This window comes from Rhizobium halophilum (genome assembly GCF_021648825.1).
Taxonomy (GTDB): Bacteria; Pseudomonadota; Alphaproteobacteria; order Rhizobiales; family Rhizobiaceae; genus Neorhizobium; species Neorhizobium halophilum.
Window position 1 is genome coordinate 93,328 of sequence record NZ_JAKJHS010000010.1, and the last position, 23,740, is coordinate 117,067.

Annotated in this window: 26 protein-coding genes and 1 pseudogene; 19 read left to right on the forward strand and 8 right to left on the reverse strand. The window is 61.0% G+C overall.

Annotated features, from left to right (window positions below):
• Positions 1-141 precede the first annotated feature (141 nt).
• The 5 genes from cysS to cimA all read left to right on the forward strand — a co-directional run bounded on the left by cysS (position 142) and on the right by cimA (position 5,518).
• Positions 142-1,527 (forward strand): cysteine--tRNA ligase, encoded by a 1,386-nt coding sequence (gene cysS / locus LXM96_RS17415; protein ID WP_239999835.1) that lies wholly within the window; start codon positions 142-144, stop codon positions 1,525-1,527.
• On the forward strand, positions 1,509-1,997 hold the full coding sequence (locus LXM96_RS17420; RefSeq protein ID WP_239999836.1) for a GFA family protein: 489 nt from the start codon (positions 1,509-1,511) through the stop codon (positions 1,995-1,997). Before cysS ends, LXM96_RS17420 begins: the two co-directional genes overlap by 19 nt.
• 242 nt (positions 1,998-2,239) lie before the next feature.
• Positions 2,240-2,920, forward strand: coding sequence for a hypothetical protein (locus LXM96_RS17425; protein ID WP_239999837.1), 681 nt, complete (start codon positions 2,240-2,242; stop codon positions 2,918-2,920).
• A 7-nt stretch (positions 2,921-2,927) separates the two neighbouring features.
• Complete coding sequence (gene pip, locus LXM96_RS17430; RefSeq protein WP_239999838.1) at positions 2,928-3,905, forward strand: prolyl aminopeptidase; 978 nt, start codon at positions 2,928-2,930, stop codon at positions 3,903-3,905.
• Entirely contained in the window at positions 3,902-5,518 is a 1,617-nt protein-coding gene (cimA, locus tag LXM96_RS17435; RefSeq protein WP_239999839.1) for a citramalate synthase, read from the forward strand. The genes pip and cimA overlap by 4 nt, the downstream gene beginning before the upstream one ends.
• Here cimA and LXM96_RS17440 read toward each other — a convergent pair whose 3' ends face one another.
• Positions 5,519-6,394 (reverse strand): protein-L-isoaspartate O-methyltransferase family protein, encoded by an 876-nt coding sequence (locus LXM96_RS17440; protein ID WP_239999840.1) that lies wholly within the window; start codon positions 6,392-6,394, stop codon positions 5,519-5,521.
• Between the two features lie 136 nt (positions 6,395-6,530).
• On the opposite strand from LXM96_RS17440, the gene rarD reads away from it, so the two are divergent.
• Positions 6,531-7,454, forward strand: coding sequence for an EamA family transporter RarD (rarD, locus tag LXM96_RS17445; RefSeq protein ID WP_239999841.1), 924 nt, complete (start codon positions 6,531-6,533; stop codon positions 7,452-7,454).
• Positions 7,455-7,460: 6 nt separating this feature from the next.
• Here rarD and LXM96_RS17450 read toward each other — a convergent pair whose 3' ends face one another.
• Positions 7,461-8,066 (reverse strand): LOG family protein, encoded by a 606-nt coding sequence (locus LXM96_RS17450; protein WP_239999842.1) that lies wholly within the window; start codon positions 8,064-8,066, stop codon positions 7,461-7,463.
• 172 nt (positions 8,067-8,238) lie between these two features.
• On the opposite strand from LXM96_RS17450, the gene LXM96_RS17455 reads away from it, so the two are divergent.
• From LXM96_RS17455 to LXM96_RS17475, 5 genes are all read left to right on the forward strand, one after another.
• The gene (locus tag LXM96_RS17455; RefSeq protein ID WP_239999843.1) at positions 8,239-9,927 is read left to right on the forward strand and encodes an Ig-like domain-containing protein; all 1,689 of its coding nucleotides are present in this window, start codon (positions 8,239-8,241) and stop codon (positions 9,925-9,927) included.
• Positions 9,928-10,068: 141 nt separating this feature from the next.
• Positions 10,069-11,955 carry an ABCB family ABC transporter ATP-binding protein/permease gene (locus LXM96_RS17460; protein ID WP_239999844.1) on the forward strand — a complete coding sequence of 629 codons (1,887 nt, stop codon included), beginning with the start codon at positions 10,069-10,071 and terminating at the stop codon, positions 11,953-11,955.
• 78 nt (positions 11,956-12,033) lie between these two features.
• Positions 12,034-12,732 carry a phosphatidylserine decarboxylase gene (locus LXM96_RS17465; protein ID WP_239999898.1) on the forward strand — a complete coding sequence of 233 codons (699 nt, stop codon included), beginning with the start codon at positions 12,034-12,036 and terminating at the stop codon, positions 12,730-12,732.
• A gap of 16 nt (positions 12,733-12,748) precedes the next feature.
• Entirely contained in the window at positions 12,749-13,570 is an 822-nt protein-coding gene (gene pssA, locus LXM96_RS17470) for a CDP-diacylglycerol--serine O-phosphatidyltransferase (protein ID WP_239999845.1), read from the forward strand.
• A 171-nt stretch (positions 13,571-13,741) separates the two neighbouring features.
• Positions 13,742-13,879: a hypothetical protein gene (locus tag LXM96_RS17475; protein WP_239999846.1), complete on the forward strand. Its 138-nt coding sequence runs from the start codon at positions 13,742-13,744 to the stop codon at positions 13,877-13,879.
• A gap of 4 nt (positions 13,880-13,883) precedes the next feature.
• On the opposite strand, the gene LXM96_RS17480 is transcribed toward LXM96_RS17475, so the two are convergent.
• The 3 genes and pseudogenes from LXM96_RS17480 to LXM96_RS17490 all read right to left on the reverse strand — a co-directional run bounded on the left by LXM96_RS17480 (position 13,884) and on the right by LXM96_RS17490 (position 15,654).
• Complete coding sequence (locus tag LXM96_RS17480) at positions 13,884-14,501, reverse strand: LysE/ArgO family amino acid transporter (RefSeq protein WP_239999847.1); 618 nt, start codon at positions 14,499-14,501, stop codon at positions 13,884-13,886.
• 31 nt (positions 14,502-14,532) lie between these two features.
• Entirely contained in the window at positions 14,533-15,285 is a 753-nt protein-coding gene (locus LXM96_RS17485) for an SOS response-associated peptidase (RefSeq protein ID WP_239999848.1), read from the reverse strand.
• A gap of 44 nt (positions 15,286-15,329) precedes the next feature.
• A pseudogene (locus LXM96_RS17490) lies at positions 15,330-15,654 on the reverse strand (YnfA family protein).
• A gap of 48 nt (positions 15,655-15,702) precedes the next feature.
• Here LXM96_RS17490 and LXM96_RS17495 point away from each other — a divergent pair.
• The 8 genes from LXM96_RS17495 (at position 15,703) to LXM96_RS17530 (ending at position 20,743) form a co-directional block, all read left to right on the forward strand.
• Entirely contained in the window at positions 15,703-16,143 is a 441-nt protein-coding gene (locus LXM96_RS17495; RefSeq protein WP_239999899.1) for an NUDIX hydrolase, read from the forward strand.
• A gap of 1 nt (position 16,144) precedes the next feature.
• On the forward strand, positions 16,145-16,588 hold the full coding sequence (locus LXM96_RS17500; protein WP_394801989.1) for a TIGR02301 family protein: 444 nt from the start codon (positions 16,145-16,147) through the stop codon (positions 16,586-16,588).
• A 101-nt stretch (positions 16,589-16,689) separates the two neighbouring features.
• Positions 16,690-16,947, forward strand: coding sequence for a hypothetical protein (locus LXM96_RS17505; protein ID WP_239999901.1), 258 nt, complete (start codon positions 16,690-16,692; stop codon positions 16,945-16,947).
• Positions 16,948-16,962: 15 nt separating this feature from the next.
• Positions 16,963-17,676 carry a hypothetical protein gene (locus tag LXM96_RS17510; RefSeq protein WP_239999849.1) on the forward strand — a complete coding sequence of 238 codons (714 nt, stop codon included), beginning with the start codon at positions 16,963-16,965 and terminating at the stop codon, positions 17,674-17,676.
• Between the two features lie 77 nt (positions 17,677-17,753).
• On the forward strand, positions 17,754-18,593 hold the full coding sequence (gene ygfZ, locus LXM96_RS17515; RefSeq protein WP_239999850.1) for a CAF17-like 4Fe-4S cluster assembly/insertion protein YgfZ: 840 nt from the start codon (positions 17,754-17,756) through the stop codon (positions 18,591-18,593).
• An 11-nt stretch (positions 18,594-18,604) separates the two neighbouring features.
• Positions 18,605-19,204, forward strand: a complete 600-nt coding sequence (locus LXM96_RS17520) for a YfbR-like 5'-deoxynucleotidase (RefSeq protein WP_239999902.1) — start codon at positions 18,605-18,607, stop codon at positions 19,202-19,204.
• Positions 19,201-19,734: a tyrosine phosphatase family protein gene (locus LXM96_RS17525; protein WP_239999851.1), complete on the forward strand. Its 534-nt coding sequence runs from the start codon at positions 19,201-19,203 to the stop codon at positions 19,732-19,734. Before LXM96_RS17520 ends, LXM96_RS17525 begins: the two co-directional genes overlap by 4 nt.
• A gap of 112 nt (positions 19,735-19,846) precedes the next feature.
• Positions 19,847-20,743 (forward strand): mechanosensitive ion channel family protein, encoded by an 897-nt coding sequence (locus LXM96_RS17530; protein ID WP_239999852.1) that lies wholly within the window; start codon positions 19,847-19,849, stop codon positions 20,741-20,743.
• A gap of 52 nt (positions 20,744-20,795) precedes the next feature.
• Here LXM96_RS17530 and LXM96_RS17535 read toward each other — a convergent pair whose 3' ends face one another.
• The 3 genes from LXM96_RS17535 to LXM96_RS17545 form a co-directional block, all read right to left on the reverse strand.
• On the reverse strand, positions 20,796-21,605 hold the full coding sequence (locus tag LXM96_RS17535; protein WP_239999853.1) for an ABC transporter permease: 810 nt from the start codon (positions 21,603-21,605) through the stop codon (positions 20,796-20,798).
• On the reverse strand, positions 21,602-22,390 hold the full coding sequence (locus LXM96_RS17540; protein ID WP_239999854.1) for an ABC transporter ATP-binding protein: 789 nt from the start codon (positions 22,388-22,390) through the stop codon (positions 21,602-21,604). Before LXM96_RS17540 ends, LXM96_RS17535 begins: the two co-directional genes overlap by 4 nt.
• Before the next feature lie 64 nt (positions 22,391-22,454).
• Positions 22,455-23,456 (reverse strand): ABC transporter substrate-binding protein, encoded by a 1,002-nt coding sequence (locus LXM96_RS17545; protein WP_239999903.1) that lies wholly within the window; start codon positions 23,454-23,456, stop codon positions 22,455-22,457.
• Positions 23,457-23,740: the final 284 nt, after the last annotated feature.

A 23,740-nucleotide genomic window follows, 5' to 3' on the forward strand; every position in this document is an offset into this window, starting at 1 on the left:
ACACCCGCATGAACACGGCGATTTCCATTTGCGGGATCATTATTCGCTAGCGCACCGCGCTGGCCCGGCCGTTTTCGTCTCTCGAAAAGCCTGAAGACAAACGGCCCGGTGCCGCCGGTGGCTTGCTGTCAGGAGATTTCGATGAGCGTGATGCTCAAGCTGTACAATACGTTGACCCGCGAGAAGGCCGAATTCCGGCCGATCGATCCGAAGAATGTGCGCATGTATGTCTGCGGCCCGACGGTCTATGACTATGCGCATATCGGCAACGCGCGACCCGTGATCGTGTTCGACGTGCTCTACCGCCTGCTGCGCCACACGTACGGCGAAGGGCATGTCACCTATGCCCGCAACATCACAGACGTCGACGACAAGATCAATGCACGGGCGCTGCGGGACCATCCGGGCTTGCCGCTGAACGAAGCGATCCGGCTGGTGACGGAGAAGACGGAGAGGCAGTTCAAGGAAGACGCGAAGGCACTCGGCTGCCTCGAGCCGAATGTCGAGCCGCGTGCAACTGACAACATTCCGCAGATGATCGATATCATCGAGCGGCTGGTCACCAAGGCGCATGCCTATGTGGCCGGGGGCGAAGTTCTGTTCGATACACGCTCGATGAGCGACTACGGCCAGCTTTCGAAGCGCCCGCTCGACGAGCAGCAGGCGGGTGCCCGGATCGCCGTCGACGCGCACAAGAAGAACCCCGGCGACTTCGTGCTCTGGAAGCTCTCCTCGGAGAACGAGCCCGGCTGGGAGAGCCCCTGGGGCCGGGGGCGACCTGGCTGGCACATCGAGTGCTCCGCCATGAGCGGCCGCTATCTCGGCGAGGTCTTCGATATCCACGGCGGCGGTCTCGACCTCATCTTCCCGCACCACGAGAACGAGATCGCCCAATCGCGCTGCGCCCACGGCACCGACGTTATGGCCAATGTCTGGATGCACAACGGTTTCGTCCAGGTCGAGGGCCGCAAGATGTCGAAGTCGGAAGGTAACTTCGTGACCATCCACGACCTGCTGCACACGGACAAGTTCGGAGGGCGGCAATGGCCGGGGGAAATCCTGCGGCTTGCGATGCTGATGACGCACTACCGCGAGCCCATCGATTTCTCGGTGAAACGACTTGAGGAGGCGGAGCGGCTGATTGCGAAATGGCCGGTGCCGGAGACGGTCGAGGGGAAACCGGATGCCGGCGTGCTGGCCGCTCTCGGCGATGACCTCAATACGGTCGCTGCGGTGCAGGAACTGCATGCATTGGCGCAGGCCGCCAAAGCGGATCCGGAGCGGCTCCGGGCCTTCGCCGCCAGCGCCGCTCTGCTTGGCGTCGTGCCGAAGAAGACAGAGATCGACGAGGCCGTCGCGTCGGCGGTCGACGCGCTCGTGCAGATGCGACTTGAGATGCTGAAGGCGAAGAACTTTGCGGAAGCCGATAAAATCCGCGATGATCTTTCCGCCAAGGGCATCCAGCTCAAAGATGGCAAGGACGCCGCCACCGGCGAGCGGGTCACGACATGGGAGGTAAAGAGGTGAGCCAGATCCATACCGGCGGCTGCCAGTGCGGCGCTGTGCGCTTTCGCATCTTCGGCGACCTTCTGGACAGCTCCATCTGCCACTGTCGCATGTGCCAGAAAGCCTTCGGCGCCTACTATGCGCCTTTGGTGTCCACCCGCGGCGCGGACTTGACCTGGACGCGGGGAACGCCAAAACATTTCCAATCCTCCAACCATGTTCGGCGCGGATTTTGTGGAGACTGCGGTACTCCCCTCACCTACGAAGCGGCGGACGGGATTGCGGTTGCAGCCGGCGCCTTTGATGTTCCTGGCAGCGTGCCGCCGACCATCCAGTATGGCGTGGAAGGCAAGATCGGCTTCGTCGACCACCTGAGCGACCTACCCGAACGTAGCACGCAAGACGACATCGAGGCGGCCCCCTTTCTCGCTGGCATCATCTCCTATCAGCATCCCGACCATGACACCGAGCGCTGGCCGAGGGAGACATGACGCGATGGCGCAGACCCCGGTCCGCACATCCCGAACGGGTCGCTTCAAGGGCGGATTGCCAAAGCAATGGCTGAGCACTCCTTGCATCCGCAGCCTGACTTATGTCCTTGTTAGCTAACCACTTCCTGTTTCCCGGCCATACCACCCAGGACTTTCGATGAATTTTCTCACTTTGATCCTTGCGAAGATACGCCGATCAAGTTCCCCTTGCGGTGGTTGCCGCGCCGAGACCGGAGGACGCGATGCTTGAGCGTGGCAACGACCCGACGAGGGGTGAGCATCGTCCTTGGCGCTTTTTGTCATGGGCTGTCGCCGGCACGGCAGTCTTCGTAGCGATCGGTATCGCGACGCAGGGTGTACGCGGCACGATCGCCAGCGAGGTCGGGTCGATCGAGATAGCCTCGCCCCTGCTCTACACCTATGCAGCGATTGTATGGCTGTGGACGCGGCCTGGAGAAACCTGGCGTTGCTCCTGGGAACTCCCAGCGATCATGTTCCTGATGGCTGGCCGTGAATTCGACCTCGACAAGAAGCTGACGAGTGTCGGAATCCTGAAAAGCAACCTTTACCTTACCGATGTGGCACCTGTGACGGAGCGCATCCTCGGGCTGGTGGCGCTTGCTGCCGTTGCGACGGTTGCGTTCCGTATCATCAAGCTGCACGCAAGACCCTTCATCAATGGTCTGCTTGCGTTGAAGCTGTGGGCGTGGGCCGTAGCCTTCGGAGCCGGCTTCGCGGTTGTCTCCAAGTCCATCGATGGAATCGGGCGCAAGCTGGCTCCCTTCGGCATCACGGTTGACGGTCAGACCGAGGCAATGATGGTGATTGCAGAAGAACTGCTCGAATTCGGCGTGCCGGTGATGTTCCTCGTGGCCGTCATCGCCTCGCTCACGCGAAATCGTCCGATAGATCCCCTAAAGTGAGACATTGATGTCATCTTCTTCCGACCAGCTTCGCGGCTTCTATGCAGAAACCGAACCCTATGAGAGCGGCCATCTCGACGTCGGTGACGGCCATCGGGTCTATTGGGAGCGCGTCGGCACGAAGGGCGCCAAGCCCGCCGTCTTCGTTCATGGCGGCCCGGGGGGCGGCTTCGGCCCCGGCAATCGGCGGTTGTTCGACCCCGCGCTCTACGACGTCCTGCTGTTTGACCAGCGTGGGTGCGGCAAGTCCACGCCCTATGCCTCGTTGGAGGCCAACACCACGTGGCACCTCGTGTCTGACATGGAAAAATTGCGCGAGATGATGGGGGTCGAGCGGTGGCAGGTGTTCGGTGGCTCGTGGGGCTCTACCCTGGCGCTCGCCTATGCGCAGACGCATCCGCAGCGGGTCACGGAACTGGTGCTGCGAGGGATCTACACGCTGACGCGCGCGGAGCTTCTCTGGTACTACCAGTTCGGCGTGTCGGAGATGTTCCCCGACAAGTGGGAGCGTTTCATTGCTCCCATTCCAGAGGGAGAGCGCGGCGACTTGATGGGTGCCTATCGCAAGTACCTTACCGGTGACGACGAGGCGAAGAAGCGTGAATGCGCGGTTGCATGGAGCACCTGGGAAGGCGAGACGATCACGCTTCTGCCGAATCCAGACTATTCGACCCAATTCCATGACCCGGACTATGCGCTTGCCTTCGCCCGTATCGAAAACCACTACTTCGTCCACTCGGGATGGCTTGAGGAAGGGCAGTTGCTGCGAGACGCCTACAAGCTGAAGGACATTCCGGGGGTCATCATTCATGGCCGCTATGACATGCCCTGCCCCCTCAAATATGCCTGGAAACTGCACAAGGCCTGGCCGACGGCGGACTTCCACATCATCGAGGGTGCGGGACACGCCTATCTGGAGCCTGGGATCCTCGACCGGCTGATCCGTTCAACGGATCGCTTCGCGGGAAAGGCTGCGGACCAATGACGCGCGAACGCATCTACCTCTTCGACACGACCCTTCGCGACGGGCAGCAGACGCCCGGCGTCGACTTCTCGGTTGAAGACAAGATCGCGATCTCGACCCTGCTTGATAATTTCGGCATCGACTATGTGGAGGGCGGGTATCCCGGCGCAAACCCGACGGACACTACGTTCTTTGCAGAAAAACGAACTGCAAAGGCATCCTTCGTCGCCTTCGGCATGACCAAGCGCGCCGGTATCTCCGCCTCCAACGATCCGGGACTCGCGACGCTGTTGCAGGCGAAAAGCGACTCCATTTGCTTTGTCGCAAAAAGCTGGGATTATCATGTCGAAGTCGCACTTGGCTGCACGAATGACGAGAACCTGCAGAGCATCCGCGAAAGCGTCCAGGCGGCACGAGCCGCTGGCAAGGAAGCACTGGTCGACTGCGAGCACTTCTTCGATGGCTACAAAGCTAATCCTGAATATGCCCTCGCCTGTGCCAAGGCTGCTCATGAAGCCGGCGCGCGTTGGATCGTCCTTTGCGACACCAATGGTGGCACCCAGCCGGCGGAGATCCGGCAGATCGTCGGCGCAGCGATCGCAGCCGGCATTCCTGGAGCCGCTCTTGGCATTCACGCGCATGACGATACGGGACAGGCGGTCGCCAACTCGCTCACCGCCGTCGAAGCTGGCTGCCGCCAAATCCAGGGCACGCTGAACGGGATCGGCGAGCGCTGCGGAAATGCGAATTTGGTGACACTGATCGCGACGCTGTCGCTGAAGGACGTCTACGCTACCCGCTTTGAGACCGGGATCGACAGCGAGGGCCTGAGCGGCCTCACCTCGCTTTCGCACGCCTTCGACGAACTCCTGAACCGATCACCGAATCATCAGGCGCCGTATGTCGGGGCATCCGCGTTCGCCACGAAAGCCGGTATACACGCATCCGCACTGCTCAAGGATCCCAGGACCTATGAGCACGTACCACCGGAAAGCGTGGGGAACTTTCGCAAGGTCATGGTGTCGGACCAGGGAGGAAAGTCCAACTTCATCAATGCCCTGAAACGACGCGGCATCCCGGTCACCAAGGACGATCCGAAGCTCGACCGGCTGATCTCCATCGTCAAGGAGCGCGAGGCGACGGGCTATGCCTACGAGGGTGCTGATGCAAGCTTCGAGCTGCTGGCACACCGCACGCTTGGCACCATTCCGGATTTCTTCAACGTCGACAGTTTCCGCGTGATGGTGGAGCGCCGCTTCGATTCCAATGGTCGCATCAAGACGGTGTCGGAAGCGGTGGTAAAGCTGGATGTGGATGGCGAGCGCGTGATGTCGGTCGCAGAAGGCGACGGCCCGGTGAACGCGCTGGATCTGGCGCTGCGGAAGGATCTCGGCAAGTATCAGTCGGAGATCGCCGATCTGGTCCTTGCAGACTTCAAGGTACGCATCCTGAACGGCGGCACGGCTGCCATCACCCGCGTCCTGATCGAATCCACCGATGGCGACGGCACGCGGTGGTGGACGGTCGGGGTGTCGGAGAACATCATCGACGCCTCGTTCCAGGCGCTGACCGATTCGATTATCTACAAGCTGATGAAGAACCGACATATGGCGGGGCGTGTCGCGGCGGAGTGATCAGAGCTCCTTCTTAGAGAGGCCCCATTCGTCTTCCGAGTACCACTCGCCTGGTTCCGGCGGCTGGTGCCAGCGGAGTTGCCTGACCGCGCTGGCAGTACGACTACGGAAGGCGGCTTCCAGACCTTCATGACGACCCGTCGGGGGCGGCTCCTGACCTTCGGCCCAGACAAACGAGACGGGCTGCAGGAACTGGGCGCTGAAGCCGATGTCTTCCCGGACAATGAGCAGGAAGCCGCCGATCCGCGTGAACGGAAGCTGCGTCCCCCGATCGTCGATAGCCGGTATCCCCAGCGGGAACAGAAGCCTGCCTCGCGGAGCAAGGTTCTCGACCCATGCCGACGCGGGGTGATCAAGCGCGAAGTTGACATAGATGACGTTTACTTCCGTCTTCGGAAACTGCGCTCCATCTCCCTGAATCACCTCGACCTGGGGATAGCTCGCGAGGTTCGCCCGGGCCTGCTCTGCCAATGTCGAATCGAACTCTATCGCCGTGACACGACCGGCCGGACCGACGAGCTCGGCAAGAATTGCAGTAAAGTAGCCAGTGCCCGCGCCGACGTGAACCACCTGCTCCCCGACACCGACGCCGATCTCGTTCAGTGCAGACGCATGAAGCGACGGAACACCGTTGTTGACATGCCGGGTTCGGTCCAGCGCGACCAGCATGTCTTGGTACAGCACCACGGGATCCCCAGAGGCCAGCTCGCGATAGTTGGCAAAGTCGCTGTAGAACCACGGCGGAGGCCCGAAGAAACGCTCCCGCTCGACCTTGGCGAAGGCAGAAAGCAGGGCGCCATCGCCTCTTACCCCCGCCTTCGCCAGCACCTGGCTCGCAAACAGTTGACGATGGATCGGCTGCTCTTCGAAGGTCATGGCAATCGCGTTGCTCCAGCTTCCATTCTCAGCGCTCAAATTCATGACTGCGATTGACGCTTCACGCAAATGAATTGGTGCGCTCCTGAGGGCTGGAGTAGAGCGGACCTTCCCAGAACAGTTGGAATCACCTCAAATGGCGAATATCGATGCGCCTCTTCCGGCGAAAAACGAGGATTCCGCACGCGGTTTTGCCTTTGCACTCACCGCCTACTTCATGTGGGGCTTCCTGCCGATCTATATGAAGGCGGTGGCGCACATGTCGCCGATCGAGGTCCTGGCGCATCGCGTTATCTGGTCCGTTCCGGTCGCTGGAATCGTCCTGATGATCCTACGAAGGACAGGCGACCTGACGGTTGCCTTTCGCTCGCCGCGCACGCTGTTGATGGCCGCGCTGACTGCGGCTCTGATCACCGTGAACTGGGGGATCTATGTCTGGGCCATTTCGGTCGATCGCGCCCTGGACACAGCACTCGGTTACTTCATCAATCCGCTGTTCAGCATTTTCCTGGCTGCGGTGCTTCTGAAGGAGCGCCTGCAGCCGGTGCAATTGGCAGCGATCGCCCTCGTCGTGGCGGCAGTCGCGATTCTCACCGTCGATGCCGGTGGGCTTCCTTGGGTCTCCCTGGGGCTGACGGTGAGCTGGGGATTTTATGCCTTTTTTCGAAAGACACTGCCTGTAGGGCCCAACCAGGGCTTCTTTCTCGAAGTGCTGCTTCTCAGCCCGCCCGCGTTGATTTTCATTCTTTACTCCGAAACGTCAGGGAGCGGCCATCTCTCCAACGGCAGCATGTCCGATACACTGCTTCTGATCGGCAGCGGCCTGATCACGGCCGGCCCGCTGATGATTTATGCCAACGGCGCAAAACTACTGAGGCTCTCGACGATCGGGATCATGCAGTACATCGCGCCGACGATGATCTTCCTGATCGCCGTCTTCGTCTTCAATGAGCCGCTCAGCGCGGTGAAGCTCGTTGCTTTTGCGCTGATCTGGACGGCGCTCGCTATTTACTCCTGGGCATTGCTTAGCGCGAGCCGCGGCCGGTCAGCTGCTGAGTAGCCGATCTCAAAGGCGGGAGATCACTTCTTCTTCCCCTTGCGCAGCAGCCTCATTCTCACTGCGATCGAGAATTGCCGGGACGATTTGTTCGATATCATCGATCACCATCGGTCGAACAAGATGCGCGCGGTGAATGAAACCCTGGTCGCGCATATGATCGATGAGATCGAGCATCGGGTTCCAGAAACCCGCGACGTTTGCGAAGACCATTGGTTTTTCGTGGCGTCCCAACTGGCCCCAGGTCATGATCTCGACGATTTCTTCAAGCGTGCCGATCCCGCCCGGCAGGGTAACGAAGGCGTCGGACCTTTCAAACATGACGTGCTTTCGTTCATGCATGTCTTCGGTTACGATGAGTTCATCGAGTTGGCTGAGCGAGTGGCGCGTAGCCTCCATGTCGACGAGGAAGTTGGGGATGATCCCCGTGACTTGGCCACCATTGCCAAGCACGCCTGCCGCAACTGCGCCCATGATCCCCTTCGTGCCACCGCCATAGACAAGGCGCAGGCCATGGGCGGCGAGTGATTTCCCAAGCATACGGCCCGCGGCGATATAGGCAGGATCGCGGCCCGGCTGGGATCCGCAATAAACGCAGATGGACTGAATTGGCACTCATCAACTCCAGAGAATTCAATCGAAGGCGGGACATGATCGCTGCCCCACATCAAAGTGACGGGAAACATAGCAGACAGCAAGACCAGATAGACCGAAATGCTTGTGAAGCCAGAGGGAAAGAGGTAATCCGAAGGGACAGGCGGAACCATCCGCCCGGAGAGAATTGAAGATGAGAAACCGCGCCGGCTGGCTGGCAATCGTTGTCCTCGCTGCTGCGACCTTGCTGATGGTCTTCTTCGTGCTGCCTCGGATATCGCCCGAGGGAGAGGCTATCAGCGACGCCGTCAACAAGGCTGGCGAGACGGTGAAGGAAGCGGTAACGGATTCGACCTCTCCGGCCGAGACGCCAGGACCTGTGGCAGAGGACGGAGCGGAGTCGCCCGAAACGACAGACGCCACTCAGATTCAAGGCTCCGCTCCCATCACGCCCGCCTTCGACGTCCTGAGGGTTGAGCCGGACGGTTCGACCGTTATTGCCGGACGCGCAGAGCCGGGCGCAACCGTGGAGGTTAACGCCGCGGACGCAGCTATCGCCAGCATCAAGGTCGGTCCCTCTGGTGATTTCGCCATCGCTCTAGACGATCCTCTGCCAGTGGGCGACCACCAACTCGTGCTGAAGGCGACAACAGAAGACGGTCGAACGATCCTCTCGGAAGAGACCGCCACCGTCTCGATACCGAGTAATTCGCAAGGCAAGCTGCTTGCCATGGTGACCAAACCCGGAAAAGCCAGCCGCTTGATCAGCGTGCCGGACGCGGGAAGCGCGAACACGGGTCAACCTGCTGTGAGCGGCGGAAATCCAGCGCTTCCGTCGATGCCCGATGCAGCGTCAGATCTGGTCGCCTCTGCGCCTCCCATATCGACCACGACCAGCCCCTCGCCTTCTGAGGCGCGTTCCCCGCAGACCGCTGCCGCGGAACTGCAGGTGGCTGCCGTCGAGATCGAAGGTGAACGCATCTTCATTGCCGGCACCGCCCCCAAGGGCGCCTCGTTACTCGGCTTTGCCGGGGAACAACCGGTCGGCCGAGCCAAAGCGGGGCCGGATGGCCATTTCGTCATCGAGGGCAAGACCGACCTCGCCGTCGGCCAGCACGTCATTGCGGTTGAGATGCTCGACAGCAACGGCAAAACGTCACTGCGTGTGGATGTTCCGTTCAACCGTCCGGCAGGCGAGCAGGTTGCAGCCGTCGCCGGCTCCCGGGACCCTGGCTCCGTCTCCCCCATCGATGGAGGCGCCTTTGATAAGCTTCGCAACGAAGCCGCCAGGGCTTTCGCTCTGCTTCGCGGTCTCTACGAGGGCGGCAAGGAACCATCGGCAGAGGAACTGGCGGCGGCGCGTTCGGCAACCGGCATAGCTTTGAAGTCAATGGCGGAGTACCGGCTTCCAGCCGGGACCACCGCACCGACTCAGGCCATTGTCGACGAGACAGCAAGAGAAGCCGCCGAGGCGCTTGCAGCCGTGGAGAAGCTGCCCGCCGAGCCGGACGCGGTCCGTCAGGAACTGGATAGCGTGGGCGAAAGGGTCTCCCGCGCAGTTGGCTCGGCCGTTGCGCAAGCGACACCGATGGTCACAGAGATTGCCGAGGGTGGTGACGCAGCCGGACCCAAGACGATTGAACAAGCTCCGCTCACGCAGGCGGGCGATTCGGTGATCATTCGCAGGGGCGACACGCTTTGGCAGATTTCACGCCGCGTCTACGGCCAGGGCGTGCGCTACACCACCATATATCTTGCCAACCAGGACCAGATTGCAGATCCAGATCTCATCGAGCCAGGCCAGATCTTCGGCGTTCCCAACGAAGCGCTGCCGGACGCCGAGGACGTGCACCGCAAGCGGCTGCAGAAGCTGATGCAGTAGACGGAACCCGGCTGAACAACCAAGCTGTAGCTCTAGCGCGAACCGTTTGTATTTGGACTGATCGGCAGCCATCGTTGCATCCTCAGGCTCTACGTCCTATGTCCCGTGAGGCGTGCTCGCGCCGCGCCCTCGGAGACGATAATGAACAACCGTAAGAAGACCGTCTCGGCGGATTCCAGCAATCCGCTGTCGACCCTTGTCAACCTGTGGCCCTACATGTGGCCGCATGGACGCGGTGACCTGAAGCTCCGCGTGGTGTGGGCAACCTTCTTCCTCTTCCTCGCCAAGGTCGTTCTGCTTGGCGTTCCCTATTTCTTCAAATGGGCGACGGACGCGCTCAACGGCGAGCTCGACATGGCCGGTCTCCTGCCGGTGTTCCTGCTTGGGGCCGTGGTGCTGGTGATTGCCTACAACCTCACCCGCATCCTTCAGGTCGGGTTGAACCAGTTGCGCGACGCATTGTTTGCCAGCGTCGGGCAGCATGCGGTGCGCCAGCTCGCCTACAAGACCTTCGTTCACATGCACAAACTGTCGCTGCGCTTCCACCTGGAACGCAAGACCGGTGGCCTGTCGCGCATCATCGAGCGTGGCACAAAGGGCATCGAGACGATCGTCCGCTTCACCATCCTGAACTCCGTGCCGACGCTGGTCGAGTTCGTGTTGACCGCGATCATCTTCTGGATCAGCTACGGCTTCACTTATGTGGCGGTGACGGCAATTACCGTCTGGGCCTATGTCTGGTTCACCGTCAAGGCGAGCGACTGGCGCATCTCTATCCGCCGCTCGATGAACGACAGCGACACGGATGCCAATACCAAGGCGATAGACTCGCTCCTCAACTTCGAAACGGTCAAATACTTCGGCAATGAGGACATGGAGGCGCGCCGCTTTGATTCCTCGATGGCCCGCTACGAGAAGTCGGCGACGCAGGTGTGGACGTCGCTTGGTTGGTTGAACTTTGGCCAAGGCGTCATCTTCGGGTTCGGTATGGCCGTGATGATGGTCATGTCTGCACTGGCTGTCCAGCGCGGCGAACAGACAATCGGCGACTTCGTCTTCGTCAACGCTCTGCTGCTACAGCTTTCGGTACCACTCAACTTCATCGGCTTCGTTTACCGCGAGATCCGCCAAGGGCTGACCGATATCGAGCAGATGTTCGATCTCCTTGAGGTCGAAGCCGAAGTGAAGGATCGGCCGGATGCGCAGCCACTGCAGATCCGCCAAGGCAGCATTTCGTTCAAGGACGTATATTTCGCCTATGACTCGGATCGGCCGATCCTCAAGGGACTTTCGTTCGACGTGCCTGCCGGCAAGACGGTCGCGATCGTCGGGCCATCGGGCGCCGGCAAATCCACGATCTCGAGGCTTCTCTACCGCTTCTACGACGTGCAGGGCGGCGCGATCACCATCGATGGCCAGGATGTGCGCGCGGTGACGCAGCAGTCGCTGCGGGCCGCGATTGGCATGGTCCCGCAGGATACGGTGCTGTTCAATGACACGATCGCCTACAACATCCGCTATGGCCGCCCATCGGCGACCGACGAGGAAGTTTCCGCTGCGGCGGAAGTGGCTCAGATCGGAACCTTCCTCCGCGCCCTACCCCATGGGTTTGATACCATGGTCGGCGAACGCGGCCTGAAGCTTTCCGGCGGCGAGAAACAACGCGTGGCGATCGCCCGCACGATCCTCAAGGCACCACCGATCCTGATCCTGGATGAAGCAACGTCTGCGCTGGACACAACCACCGAACAGGAGATCCAGTCGGCGCTCGACATCGTGTCCAAGAACCGCACGACGCTGGTGATCGCGCACCGGCTTTCAACCGTCATCGGCGCGGATGAGATCATCGTGCTGCGAGACGGGAAGATCGCCGAACGCGGCACCCACGCCGACCTCTTGTCCGCCGACGGGCTTTACGCCTCCATGTGGAACCGGCAGCGTGAAGCCACTCAGGCCGAGGAGCACTTGCGCCAGGTGCGCGACAGCGACGACCTCGGCGTCATCATGCGGCTTGCGCCGGCCAAATGAGGTCCGGCGGAACCGCATTGCCCCCAAAACGGTTTGCTAGTAGTCAGCGTTAGCTGCAAATTCAGGAGATCCGGGTTGATCAATCTGTTCGACACCATCCGCAACACACTCGTGCCGATCCACAAGGAAGGCTACGTGTTCGTCGCCATCTTCTTCGTGGTTTCGCTCATCCTGGGCTGGATTGCCGAACCACTCTTCTGGATCGGTCTGGTCCTGACGCTGTGGTGCGCCTATTTCTTCCGCGATCCCGAACGCGTCGTCCCTCAGGATGACGATCTCGTGCTGAGCCCGGCCGATGGCCGTGTGTCCTCCGTGCAGATGGTCGTTCCGCCGGCGGAACTCAACCTCGGCACCGAGCCGATGCTGCGTATCTCAGTGTTCATGAACGTCTTCGACTGCCACATCAACCGCTCCCCGGTTCGGGGTCAGGTGACGGACATCCAGTACCGAGCCGGCCAGTTCGTCAATGCGGAACTGGACAAGGCGAGCGAGGACAACGAACGCAACAGCATGGTGATCGAGACGCGGCATGGCCGGATCGGCGTGGTGCAAATCGCCGGTCTCGTCGCACGCCGGATCATCTGCTGGGTCAAGCCAACTGAGCCCGTCAATGCCGGGGAACGCTTCGGCCTCATTCGCTTTGGCTCGCGTCTCGACGTGCTTCTGCCACCCGGTGCGCAGCCGCGCGTCTCGGTTGGCCAGCGCACTTATGGCGGCGAGACGGTGATCGCCGAGTTCGGCTCGACAAAGGGCCCGACCATCAGCCGCCGAAGCTAAACCGCAAGGAGATCCCATGGAGACGCCCGTTCCCTCATCTGAGACGCCGCGGACCGACAACAGCGGCCGAGGCCCAAGACTGAGGGAAATTCCGCTCCGACTCATGGTGCCGAACCTGATCACGGTTCTTGCCATCTGCGCGGGCCTTACGGGCATCCGACTCGCCTTCGAGGATCGCTTCGAACTCGCCGTCGCCATGGTCCTCCTGGCCGCTTTCCTCGACGGCATAGACGGGCGAATTGCGCGACTCCTGAAAGCGAACTCAAGGTTCGGCGTTCAGATGGATTCCCTTGCCGACATCATCAATTTCGGTGTCGCTCCTGCCCTCGTTTCCTATGCCTTCCTGCTCGACAATGCTCGTTCCTTCGGCTGGATCGCTGCCCTCATCTATGCGATCGCCGCTGGCCTGCGGCTCGCCCGATTCAACGTGATGGAGGAGCGCCAGGAGAAGGCGCCATGGCAGTCGGAATTCTTCGTGGGCGTCCCCGCGCCCCTTGGTGCTGTTCTGGTGCTTCTGCCGGTCTATCTGGGCTTCCTGGGTCTCGAGCCCTCGCCGCTCTTTGTCTACGGCAGCGTCGCCTACACGGTTCTGATCGGCTACCTGCTGGTCAGCCGCGTGCCGGTCTGGTCCGGAAAGTCGCAGACCAAGGTGCGCCGTGACCAGATGCTGCCGATCCTGCTCGTCGGGGTGCTCTACGTGGCGCTATTGATGAGCTACACCTGGCAGGTCCTTGTGGTCAGCGTGATTGCCTACATGGCCTTCCTGCCGTTCAGCGCACGGCTCTGGCACCGGCGTTACGGCACGCTGACCATCGAGGAAGACGAAGCCGACGTCTGAGGCGTCGGCGGCAAGATTGCGCTGGTTTAGCAACACTCGTCCGCGCAAATCTGTCTCTCCCGCATTCGGCTTTTTGTAGCCGGCATCAACGCCACTATTCCGCCCGGATTGGGATTCACATCGCGCAGAAGGACGCGTCGACGTCCGTATCGCCTGCGTGAGGAAAACCACATGTCGAACCAGAAGAGCGCGCCTGCACAACAGCCCAAGGCCGAGCAGCCGCACCCCTACCGTCCCTTGGCGCTGAAGGCGGTTGTCGCTGCTGCGCTGATGCTGAAGCCGAAGCAGGCGTTGAAGCCGGCCGGCTGACACTCTAGGCCGCCTTTCCGAGGCTCGCCAGCAGTCCGAGCGCGAGCAGGCTCATGATGATCCCGATCAGGACATCCAGAGCCCGCCATGCCGCGGGTCTGGCAAACAACGGCGCGAGCAAGCGCGCGCCGTAGCCAAGCGAGAAGAACCAGACGAAGGACGCAATGACGGCGCCGGCGCCGTAGGCCAGCCGCTCCCTTCCTTCGAACGCCGCCGACAGGCTACCCAGCAACACGACCGTGTCGAGATAGACATGCGGGTTGAGGAAGGTGAAGGCAAGGCAGGTCAACACCGCCGCCTTCAGAGTCGTGCCTTCCGGAGCGCCCGCTACCATGGCGGTTGGCCGCCATGCCCGCAGGAAGGCCTTTACTGCGTAAGCACCCAGAAAGATCACTCCTCCCCAGGTCACGATCGTGATCAGCAGGGGCGACTGCGCGACGATTGTTCCAAGGCCGGCAACCCCGGCGGCGATAAGAAGCGCATCGGCAAGAGCGCATATGAGACAGAGAACAAAGACGTGGCGGCGGATCAGGCCCTGACGCAGGATGAAGGCGTTCTGGGCACCAATGGCGATGATCAGCGACGCTCCGAGAGCGAAGCCGGAAAGGATAGCGGAAACCATTCTAGAAGCCTGTGAGCAGAGAGGGAACGAGTCAGAAGAACGACATTTGTCCGAGTGTCTTTGGAGGCGCAACGGGATCGGCAAGTGAAATCGGCTTCTGCAGTTCCGGCCCCATGTTGGCGACCTTGTTGACGAGATCCGAGACCGGCACAGCCTCGAAGAGATCATCCGCCGCCGGCTGCAACAGATCGGCTACCATGCGCGGCTCCTGCGTCTTGCAGTCGAGCCAGCGGGCAAATTCCTCCTGCGGGACCACCACCGGCATGCGGTCGTGAATGCCACGGATCGTCGCGTTAGCCTTCGTGGTCAGGATCGCGGCCGTATCCACTTCGGAACCGTCGGCGGAAGCATATGTCTCCAGAAGACCGCCAAATGCGAGCAAGCCACCGCGTCTCGGCCGAATCCAGTAAGGCTGTGACGGAAGTCCCGTTTCCTTCGGGGGTCTGCGCCATTCATAGAAGCCGGAGGTGGGAATGAGAATGCGCCGATGGCGCATCGCCGCACGAAACGATGCCTTCTCCGTCGCCGTTTCCGCACGGGCATTGATTAGCAGCGGGAAGTCGCGGGCATCCTTCACCCAACCAGGAATGAAGCCCCAGCGGGCCAGCAGGGCGCGCCGCTCGGGAAGGTTGCTCCCCGGCCTCTCCCGCTCCGAGGCCGCAACCACGAGGATCGGCTGCGTCGGCGCGATGTTGTAGCGCGGCGGAAAGTCTTCGATGTCGATGACGCTGAGAAACTGCAGGATGTCTTCCGGCGTCGCGGTCAGGGCATAGCGTCCACACATGCAGATGTCATTGCACCAGGGTTCCGGCCGGTCAAGCCGGTCGCTCAGCCACGCGGGCCGAAGAGGATCATCGAGGCGCCGGCGAGGCAGATCGCTCCACCGCTGATATCCCAGCGGTCCGGGATCCGGCCCTCCGCCAGCCAAAGCCATAGGAGGGATGCGAGGATGTAGATGCCTCCATAGCCCAGCATAGGTTCGTCCTGCGGCATCGCTTGGCACAAGGGAGAGTAGCACAGCGAAGAGCGCCAGCGACACCATGCCTGGGGCGAGCCACCAGACAGGCTTGTCGAGGCGCACCCAAGCCCAGAAGGCAAAACAACCGGCGATCTCCGCCAGTGCCGCAGCCGCAAAAAGAAGATAGGCGTTCATCGCGCACCCGGAGTTGTTTTTATGAGCATTGTTTCTAGTCTAGCGGCAATGAATGACCAGCCCGATGTTGCGCCACCTCTGTCTCCACGTATGGCATCATCAGCCGTGCTTGAGCGGGAGGGGCGATTCCTGCTTATCCGTCGGCGCAATCCTCCGGCTGCGGATCTCTTCGCGTTTCCGGGGGGCCGCGCCGAGCCTGGGGAAACGCCGGCAGAGACAGCCCTGCGGGAGTTTCGCGAGGAGACCGGCATCACCGCCTTCCATCCAGAACTCTTCGCCACCTATGATCTAAGAACCGAGGCGCGAGACGGAGAGATCGAGAGCCATTTCTTTCTGTCCGTCTTCCTGGTGAAGGCGGATGTCTCCTCCGAAGCAATCGCGGCGGATGATGCGGCGGATCAGGGGTGGTATACGCTTGACGAGATTCGCAGCCTGCCTGTGCCGCCGAGCGTGCTTGATTGCGCCGAACGGCTCGCGGCGGGGCGCTGAAATGACGAGCTATCGCGAGAGACATATGCCGACCGTCCTGCGCCTTTGCGCCAGCTTCATGATTCTTGCTGCGACAGCTCTTCCGCTTGCCGCGCAGGAACCGCCTCCCTCTCCCACTCCTGCCCCGGCTGTAGAGGAAAAGCCTGCACCCTATGACGAGCAACTGGCACGGCTGGCGGAGATACTGGGATCAATCCACTACCTGCGCACGCTCTGCGGCGGAGAGGACGGAAATTGGCGACAGTCGATGCAGGAGCTGCTGAACGCAGACACAGCGACGGAGCCGAAGCGGCGCGAGCGCCTTACCGCCGCCTTCAATCGCGGCTATCGCTCATTCGCGTCGATCCATACGACGTGCACGGATGCGGCGCGCACCGCCGAGGAACGCCACCGTAACGAAGGCGCAACACTTGCTGCAGAAATTGCTGCCCGCTTCGGAAATTAGGGCATTATTTACCTCTTTCGCCAGCAAGCCGTGTCGTTTTGGTAAAAGGCTGCTAGAGTTCTTAACAACCGAGTAACCCGCGGGTAACCGAGGAAGATATGATGCACACTGGCCGCAACGATATCGACGACATGATCGTCCACGAGAAGATGCAGGTGGCCCTGGAATACCAGAACGAAGCCTGGGCCGATGGGGTCGCCGACGGTATCGAGCCTGAGATCATTGCCGATGCTGCCTTTGCGCTTGCCATGCGAGAAACGATTCGCATTCATGGAGAACAGGGCGCCGAAGCCATGCTCGAAGAGTTGCGCGAACGCATGCTCTCAGGTGAATTCTCCCCGGAACGTCGTATCCAGTAGGTGCGAGGTCTTCCGATGGGCAGAGCTCCGGAACCTCCTTCACCTCGAAAGCTTCCCTTAGCGCTTGTGGCTCTCGCACTCTGCGTTGCCGCACTCACCCCACCTCAGGCGAAAGCTCTCTCGGAATTGCGCGCCGCTCCCGATGAGCAGAGAAGCGCCCCGGAGGTTGGCAGTGAGGCACCATCCGGAATTCCGCTCCCCGATCCTCTGATCAATCGATCTGTCACCACTCAAACCGATTCTGCAAATGAGGATGCCGACGCCATGGGTGTCGAAATCATCAGGGATTTGTCGCAGCTTCCCGAACCGGTAAAGCGAATGCGCGAATTGATCGTCGAGGCGGCGGCTTCCGGTAGTTACGAACGGCTGCGGCCACTCACGGATTCGGGATCCAGACCGACGCAGGTCCCTGGGGATATTGCTGACGCGATAGAGTCAATAAAAAGCTTTTCTGGAGATCCGGACGGTCTGGAGATCCTTGCTATTATCCTCGACATCCTTTCCACGGGCGCCGCACGTCTGGATGTCGGCACGCCTGACGAAGTTTACGTCTGGCCCTACTTCGTCGGCAAGCCACTTGGCTCGCTGACGCCCCCGGAACGGGTGGAGCTCTTGCGCATCATCACCTTCGGCGACCTGATGGGAATGGAAGAAGGCGGGAACTACAATTTCTACCGGCTCGCCATCACGCCCGAAGGTGAGTGGACGTCCTTTACCGGCGGCGATTGACGGCGCATGCGTGGGCTTGCTGCGCCGCCGGCGAATACCTAACTGGGATCAGCACCAAAACCCTCCGAGTCTATGCCATGCCAGCCGCTTACCTCGACGCGCGACACATCCTTTACATTTCCGGCCAGGAGGCAGAACAGTTCCTGCAGAACCTGATCACTACGGACGTCGCCACGCTCGCCACCGGGGAGGCACGGCCCGGCGCCCTCCTGACACCCCAAGGCAAGGTCTTGTTCGACTTCATCATCTGGCGGAACGGCGACAGGTTCATCATCGAGACGGATGAAGCTCAGGCTGATGCCTTGTTGCGCCGATTGACCATGTACAAGCTGCGCTCGCCAGTGGAAATCATAGTCGCTGACAGCCCAGGGGTGACCGTGCTTTGGGGCGAGGACGAAAACGGCGACGGCGCTGCGGACGCGCGGTTTGCAAAGGCCGGGATCCGACTGGTCCGGCTGCCGGGCCACGTTGGGACGGACACGCAGGGGGATTACGACGCACTTCGCGTTGAAGCTGGCGTTGCCGCCTCCGGTGCGGATTATGCCCTGCAGGACGCGTTTCCCCACGACATCCTGATGGACCTCAACGGCGGCCTTTCATTCCGAAAGGGCTGCTATGTCGGCCAAGAGGTTGTGTCGCGCATGCAGCACCGAGGAACGGCCCGCCGCCGCTTGGCCCAGATTGAATCGGAGAGGGATCTCCCGCCATCCGGCACTGAGATCACCGCAGGCGGCAAGTCTGTTGGAACACTTGGCACCGTCAGCGGGCGCAAGGGCCTGGGCATGGTGCGGGTCGATCGGGTTGGCGCAGCTCTTGCCGCCGGTACCCCGTTGCTGGCTGGAGAGATTTCCGTGACAGCAACGCTCCCGCAGTGGACGGGTCTCGCCTTTCCTTCCGGCGAAGAGACCGATCCGTGAGCACCACCAAGATGACGCGCGCTTGGCAGCGCATGCTCTCCGGGCGACGGCTCGACCTGCTCGACCCCTCGCCGCTCGACGTCGAAATCTCCGACATCGCCCACGGACTTGCCCGAGTCGCACGCTGGAACGGCCAAACACGTGGAGACCACGCATTTTCGGTTGCCCAGCATTGCCTGGTGGTCGAGGAGATTTTCCGCCGCTGCAACAATACCGACTGCCAGAGCCAACTGATGACGCTCCTGCATGATGCCCCCGAATACGTCATCGGCGACATGATCTCTCCCTTCAAGTCGGTCGTCGGCGGCGGGTACAAGAGCGTGGAGCATCGCCTCGAGGCGGCGATCCACCTACGGTTCGCGCTACCGGCCCACCCCAGCCGGGAGTTGAAGGCACTGATCAAGAAGGCGGACACCATCGCGGCCTTTTTCGAGGCGACAGTGCTTGCCGGATTTTCGATCGAGGAAGCGCGCAGGTTCTTCGGCCAGCCGCGCGGGATCACCAAGGAGATGCTGCCGCTGGAGCCCATGCCTGCACTTGAGGCACAGTCGCTGTTTCTCAAGCGGTTCGCCGAGCTTGAAGCCGAGCGCCTTCCGGCTGCGCTGCCATGAGCGCCATCATTGTATGTCCGCTGGCAAGCATTGCGGAACTGGCGGTGCGTCACAAGGCGAGCCACCTGATCAGCCTGATCGCCGAGAAGCAGGATTTTCATCGTCCGGGCCTCATTGCAGCCGACCGACATCTCACGCTCAAGATGAACGATATCTCCTTCGCCGGAACCGGAGATCTCGTTGCGCCAGCGGAGGAGCATGTGGAGCGCTTGATCGATTTCGTGCGCCAATGGGACCGGAGGGCGCCGATCGTCATCCATTGCTGGATGGGGGTCTCGCGTTCACCGGCGGCAGCCGCAATTGCCTCGCTGGCGGTCGATCCGGAAGAAGACGACATGGCGCTGGCAATGCGGCTTCGGGCTGCAGCCCCGCATGCCACTCCGAATTCGCGCCTCATCGAGTTCGGCGATCAACTCCTCGGACGGGAGGGCCGGCTGATCAAGGCCATCAAGGCAATCGGGCGAGGCAGAGACACCGACGGGAGGGCTTCGTTCGTGTTGCCGATCCGGATGAAGTCCGACGCTGTTTGACCTCTGATTTCAAGATGTTGCACTAACATCTGACACGATCTCTTCTGCTTCCTTGACCTCTGCAGCATACGCCCCAAATACCGGTCGCGGCGTCAAAGGAGCATCCAGGGACATGGAAGAAGCATCGGATTTCGTGGTCGCAACGCGCGCCGCACTGGCCCAGTTGACCGCCCTCGCCGTCCAGTATTCCTTCTCTATCCTGGGTGCCATCATCTTGCTTGTGGTGGGGTGGGTCGCCTCCGGATTGATCAGTCGCTGGGCCTATCGTGGCCTCTCCCGCATCCACGGTATTGATGCCACACTGGCGCAATTCTTCTCCAACACCATCCGCTATGCGATCCTCGTCATCGTCGTCGTCATGGTGCTCGGCCAGTTCGGGGTGCAGACGGCCTCGATCCTCGCGGCGCTTGGCGCTATCGGTCTTGCCATTGGACTGGCCCTTCAGGGCACGCTGCAGAACATTGCCGCCGGCATCATGCTTCTGGTCCTGCGCCCGTTCCGCGTCGGGGAATATATCGACACCGGTAGCATCAACGGCATCGTGCAGGACATCGGCCTGTTTGCCACGGAACTGAAAACCTATGACGGGCTTTACCGGCTGGCGCCCAACTCGCTTCTCTGGAACGTGCCGGTCACAAACTACAGCCGCCTGTCCACCCGCATGCACGACTTTAAGGTCGGCGTCGCCTACGAGGACGATATCGACAAAGCGATCGCCATCATGCTTGATATCGTGCGCAAGGATGAGCGTGTTTTGGACACGCCGGAGCCGTCTGCCTTCGTCATGGATCTCGGCGACAGCTCGGTGGTGCTTGCACTCCGCTACTGGGCCAACAGCTCCGTCTGGTGGATGACGAGCCGCGACATCACCAAGGCTGTCAAAGAAGCTTTCGACAAGCAGGGCATCACCATCCCCTACCCTCAGGTCACCTACCACGCCCCATCCGGCGAGAGCGGACCTCCGACATTGTTGCAGATGTCGGACGATCCGGATTCGGCGCGAACCTGATGGCGAGGACGCGGCGGAGCGGCTGCGCGAGGTTTCCGCTCCGCCGCCTTTTCTAATGCGACATGGTGGACCGGTGTGCCCAGCCGGTCATTCGTCGTTCGATCCAGGCCATCAACGCATACATAGCGATGCCTTCGACTGCGAGCATCAGCAGCCCCGCGAAGACCAGCGGCACGTTGAACTGGCTCTGCGCCGAACTCATCATATTGCCGAGTCCGTAATTGGAGGCCGCGGTTTCACTGAGGACCGAACCCACGAAGGCGAGCGTGATGGCGATCTTCAGGGACCCGAAGAAATAAGGCATCGACCGCGGGACGCCGACCTTCAGCATGATGTCGATCTTGCGCGCGCCAAGCGCCCGTAAAACATCCTCCGTTTCGGGCTCGATCGTCGCGAGGCCGGTTGCCACGTTCACAACGATCGGGAAGAAGGAAATGAGGAAGGCGGTGATAACAGCCGGGATCGTGCCGATGCCGAACCAGATCACCAAGATCGGCACCACGGCAACCTTTGGGATCGCGTTGAAGCCGATCATCAAGGGATAGAGCCCCGCGTAGATGGTCCTCGACCAGCCGATAAAGAGGCCGATCGCAAGACCCCCGACCACCGCGAGCGCGAAGCCGAGCGTCGTGGTGAACAGCGTCTGCAGCGAATTCTTCCAGATCGGCGACCAGTACTGCAGGATCGCCTGGAATATCCGGCTTGGCGCCGGCAGAATGGTTACCGGCATGGAAAGCGCTACCACCAGCAGTTCCCATGCGAGGAAAAGACCAATCGTATAAAGCCACGGGGCGGCTCTGACCCAATTGATCCTGAGCCGGGGTCTGTCCGGTGTCGGCGGGTCTTGTGCAACAATTGTCATGCCGCCTGCCTCGCCGTTGCAATCTCGCCGTGAAGCTCATGCACGAGGGCATTGAAGTCCTTCTCGTACATCAGTTCAAGGTCGCGCGGACGGGGGAAGGTCACGACGCGCTCACGCAGGATGCGGCCAGGGCGGGCACTCATTACGAAGATCTTGTCCGCCAGGAACGAGGCCTCGCGCAGATCATGAGTGACGAGAACGATCGTGACACCTTGTGCTGCATGGAGGTCGCGAATCACGCACCACAGTTCCTCCCGCGTAAAGGCGTCAAGCGCGCCGAAGGGTTCGTCGAGCATCAGTAGGTCCGGCTCGTGGATCAGCGCACGGCAGAGGTTGGCGCGTTGTTGCATGCCGCCCGAAAGCTGCCACGGGAACTTCGAACCGAAGCCCTTGAGCCCCACAAGTTCCAGCAGGTGTTCGGCCTGCTCCACATATTCCTTCTTGTTCGCACGTAGCCGGTGGCGGTGCTTTTCAACGATCTCAAGCGGCAGGAGCACATTCTCCAGCGTCGTGCGCCATGGCAGCATGGTCGGGTTCTGGAAGGCCATGCCGACGATAGAGACCGGTTTCGTGACCTGCTGCCCGGCGACGATGACAGTGCCCCGCTGCGGGATGTACAGACCGGTCACGAGCTTCATGAGGGTCGACTTACCGCAACCGGAAGGTCCCACGACCGCCGCGAATTCTCCCTTGGCAACGCGCATAGTAAGACCGGACACGGCAAGCGTTCCGTCGGCTCCGCCATAGCGCATGTCGACATCATCGATCGAAACGAGGTGCGACATGGCACTCTCCAATTTAACGGAACTGTCGGGAGGAGAGAGGGCCTCAGGCCCTCCCTCCTGCGGATCAGGGGAGCATCCGCTCTTCCTTTGGAGGCAGGTAGCTCGAATCGAACACCTGGTCGGCCGTGACATTGCCCTTCAGGCCCATGGATACCTTCAGCGTATCGATCGACGCTCCAAGCCGCTCCATGTCGACGCCGCCGAAGCCGTTCTCGGTGACATAGGGGGTCTTGATGTTCATCGAGTTTGCCATATTGAGGCGTTCAAGCTCGATGTCGGAATTTAGCGTCTCATTGCGCGTGAGTACGGCAGCTACGCCCTCCTCCGGATTGGCAACGGCGTCGGCGAAGCCCTTGGCGAGTGCCCTGAGAAAGCCCTCGACGGCCTCCGGGTTCTCAGCGGCGAAGTCGGAATTCACCAGCACAGCGTTGCCATAGAGATTGAGGCCATTTTCGGCCATAAGGATCGTGGCGATATCATCGTCTTCGATGCCCTGCGCCTTGAGGTTCAGGATCACCGAGAAGGCAAAGCCGAAGACGGCGTCTACATCCCCTTGCGCAAGCATCGGCTCGCGAACTGGAAATCCGATGGATTCGATCGTGATGTTGCTGTCGTCGATGCCGGCAACCTCCTTGAACGCTTTCCATTGTGCGAACGCGCCATCCGGTGGCGGCGCGCCGAGCGTCTTACCCTCCAGCGACTTCGGATCCTGCGTCACGCCCAGCGACTCGCGACCCACCACGGCAAAGGTCGGCCGCTCGTAGACCATCATCACGGCCTTGACCTTCTGCGACGGATCTTCGTCGAGGAACTTGATCAGCGAGTTGATATCGCCGAAGCCCATCTGATAGGTGCCGGTGGCCACGCGCGGGATCGCCTCGACTGAGCCATTCCCGCTGTCGATCGTGACATCCAAACCTTCGTCCTTGAAGTAGCCCTTGTCGACGGCCAGCAGGAATCCGGCAGCAGGACCCTCGAACTTCCAGTCGAGCGTGAACTTTACTGAAGTCTCGGCCAAAGCGGGCGTCGAGACCCCCACTGCAACAGCCAGGTTTGCCGCCATCATCAACTTGGTCAAGCTTCTGCGTGTGAACATGTTATTGCTGTTCCCCGTTATTTTTTAAGGACTCCAATCAAACGTGATTTCATCATTCGCGCAAGTCCCGAATGCACAGAAATTCACCAGCGCCAACGAAAGTCCACATTGTGTGCACTGCAGTGATATGAGCGTCACAGTACCCTCGTCTACACCACGCTGTTGCTGCGCGGCGTCGACGCTCGTTCCCTCTGGTCGCTGAATAAACCTGCACGTGTGTCCCTTTCCGAAATGGCAGGCGATCCTTTATAAGC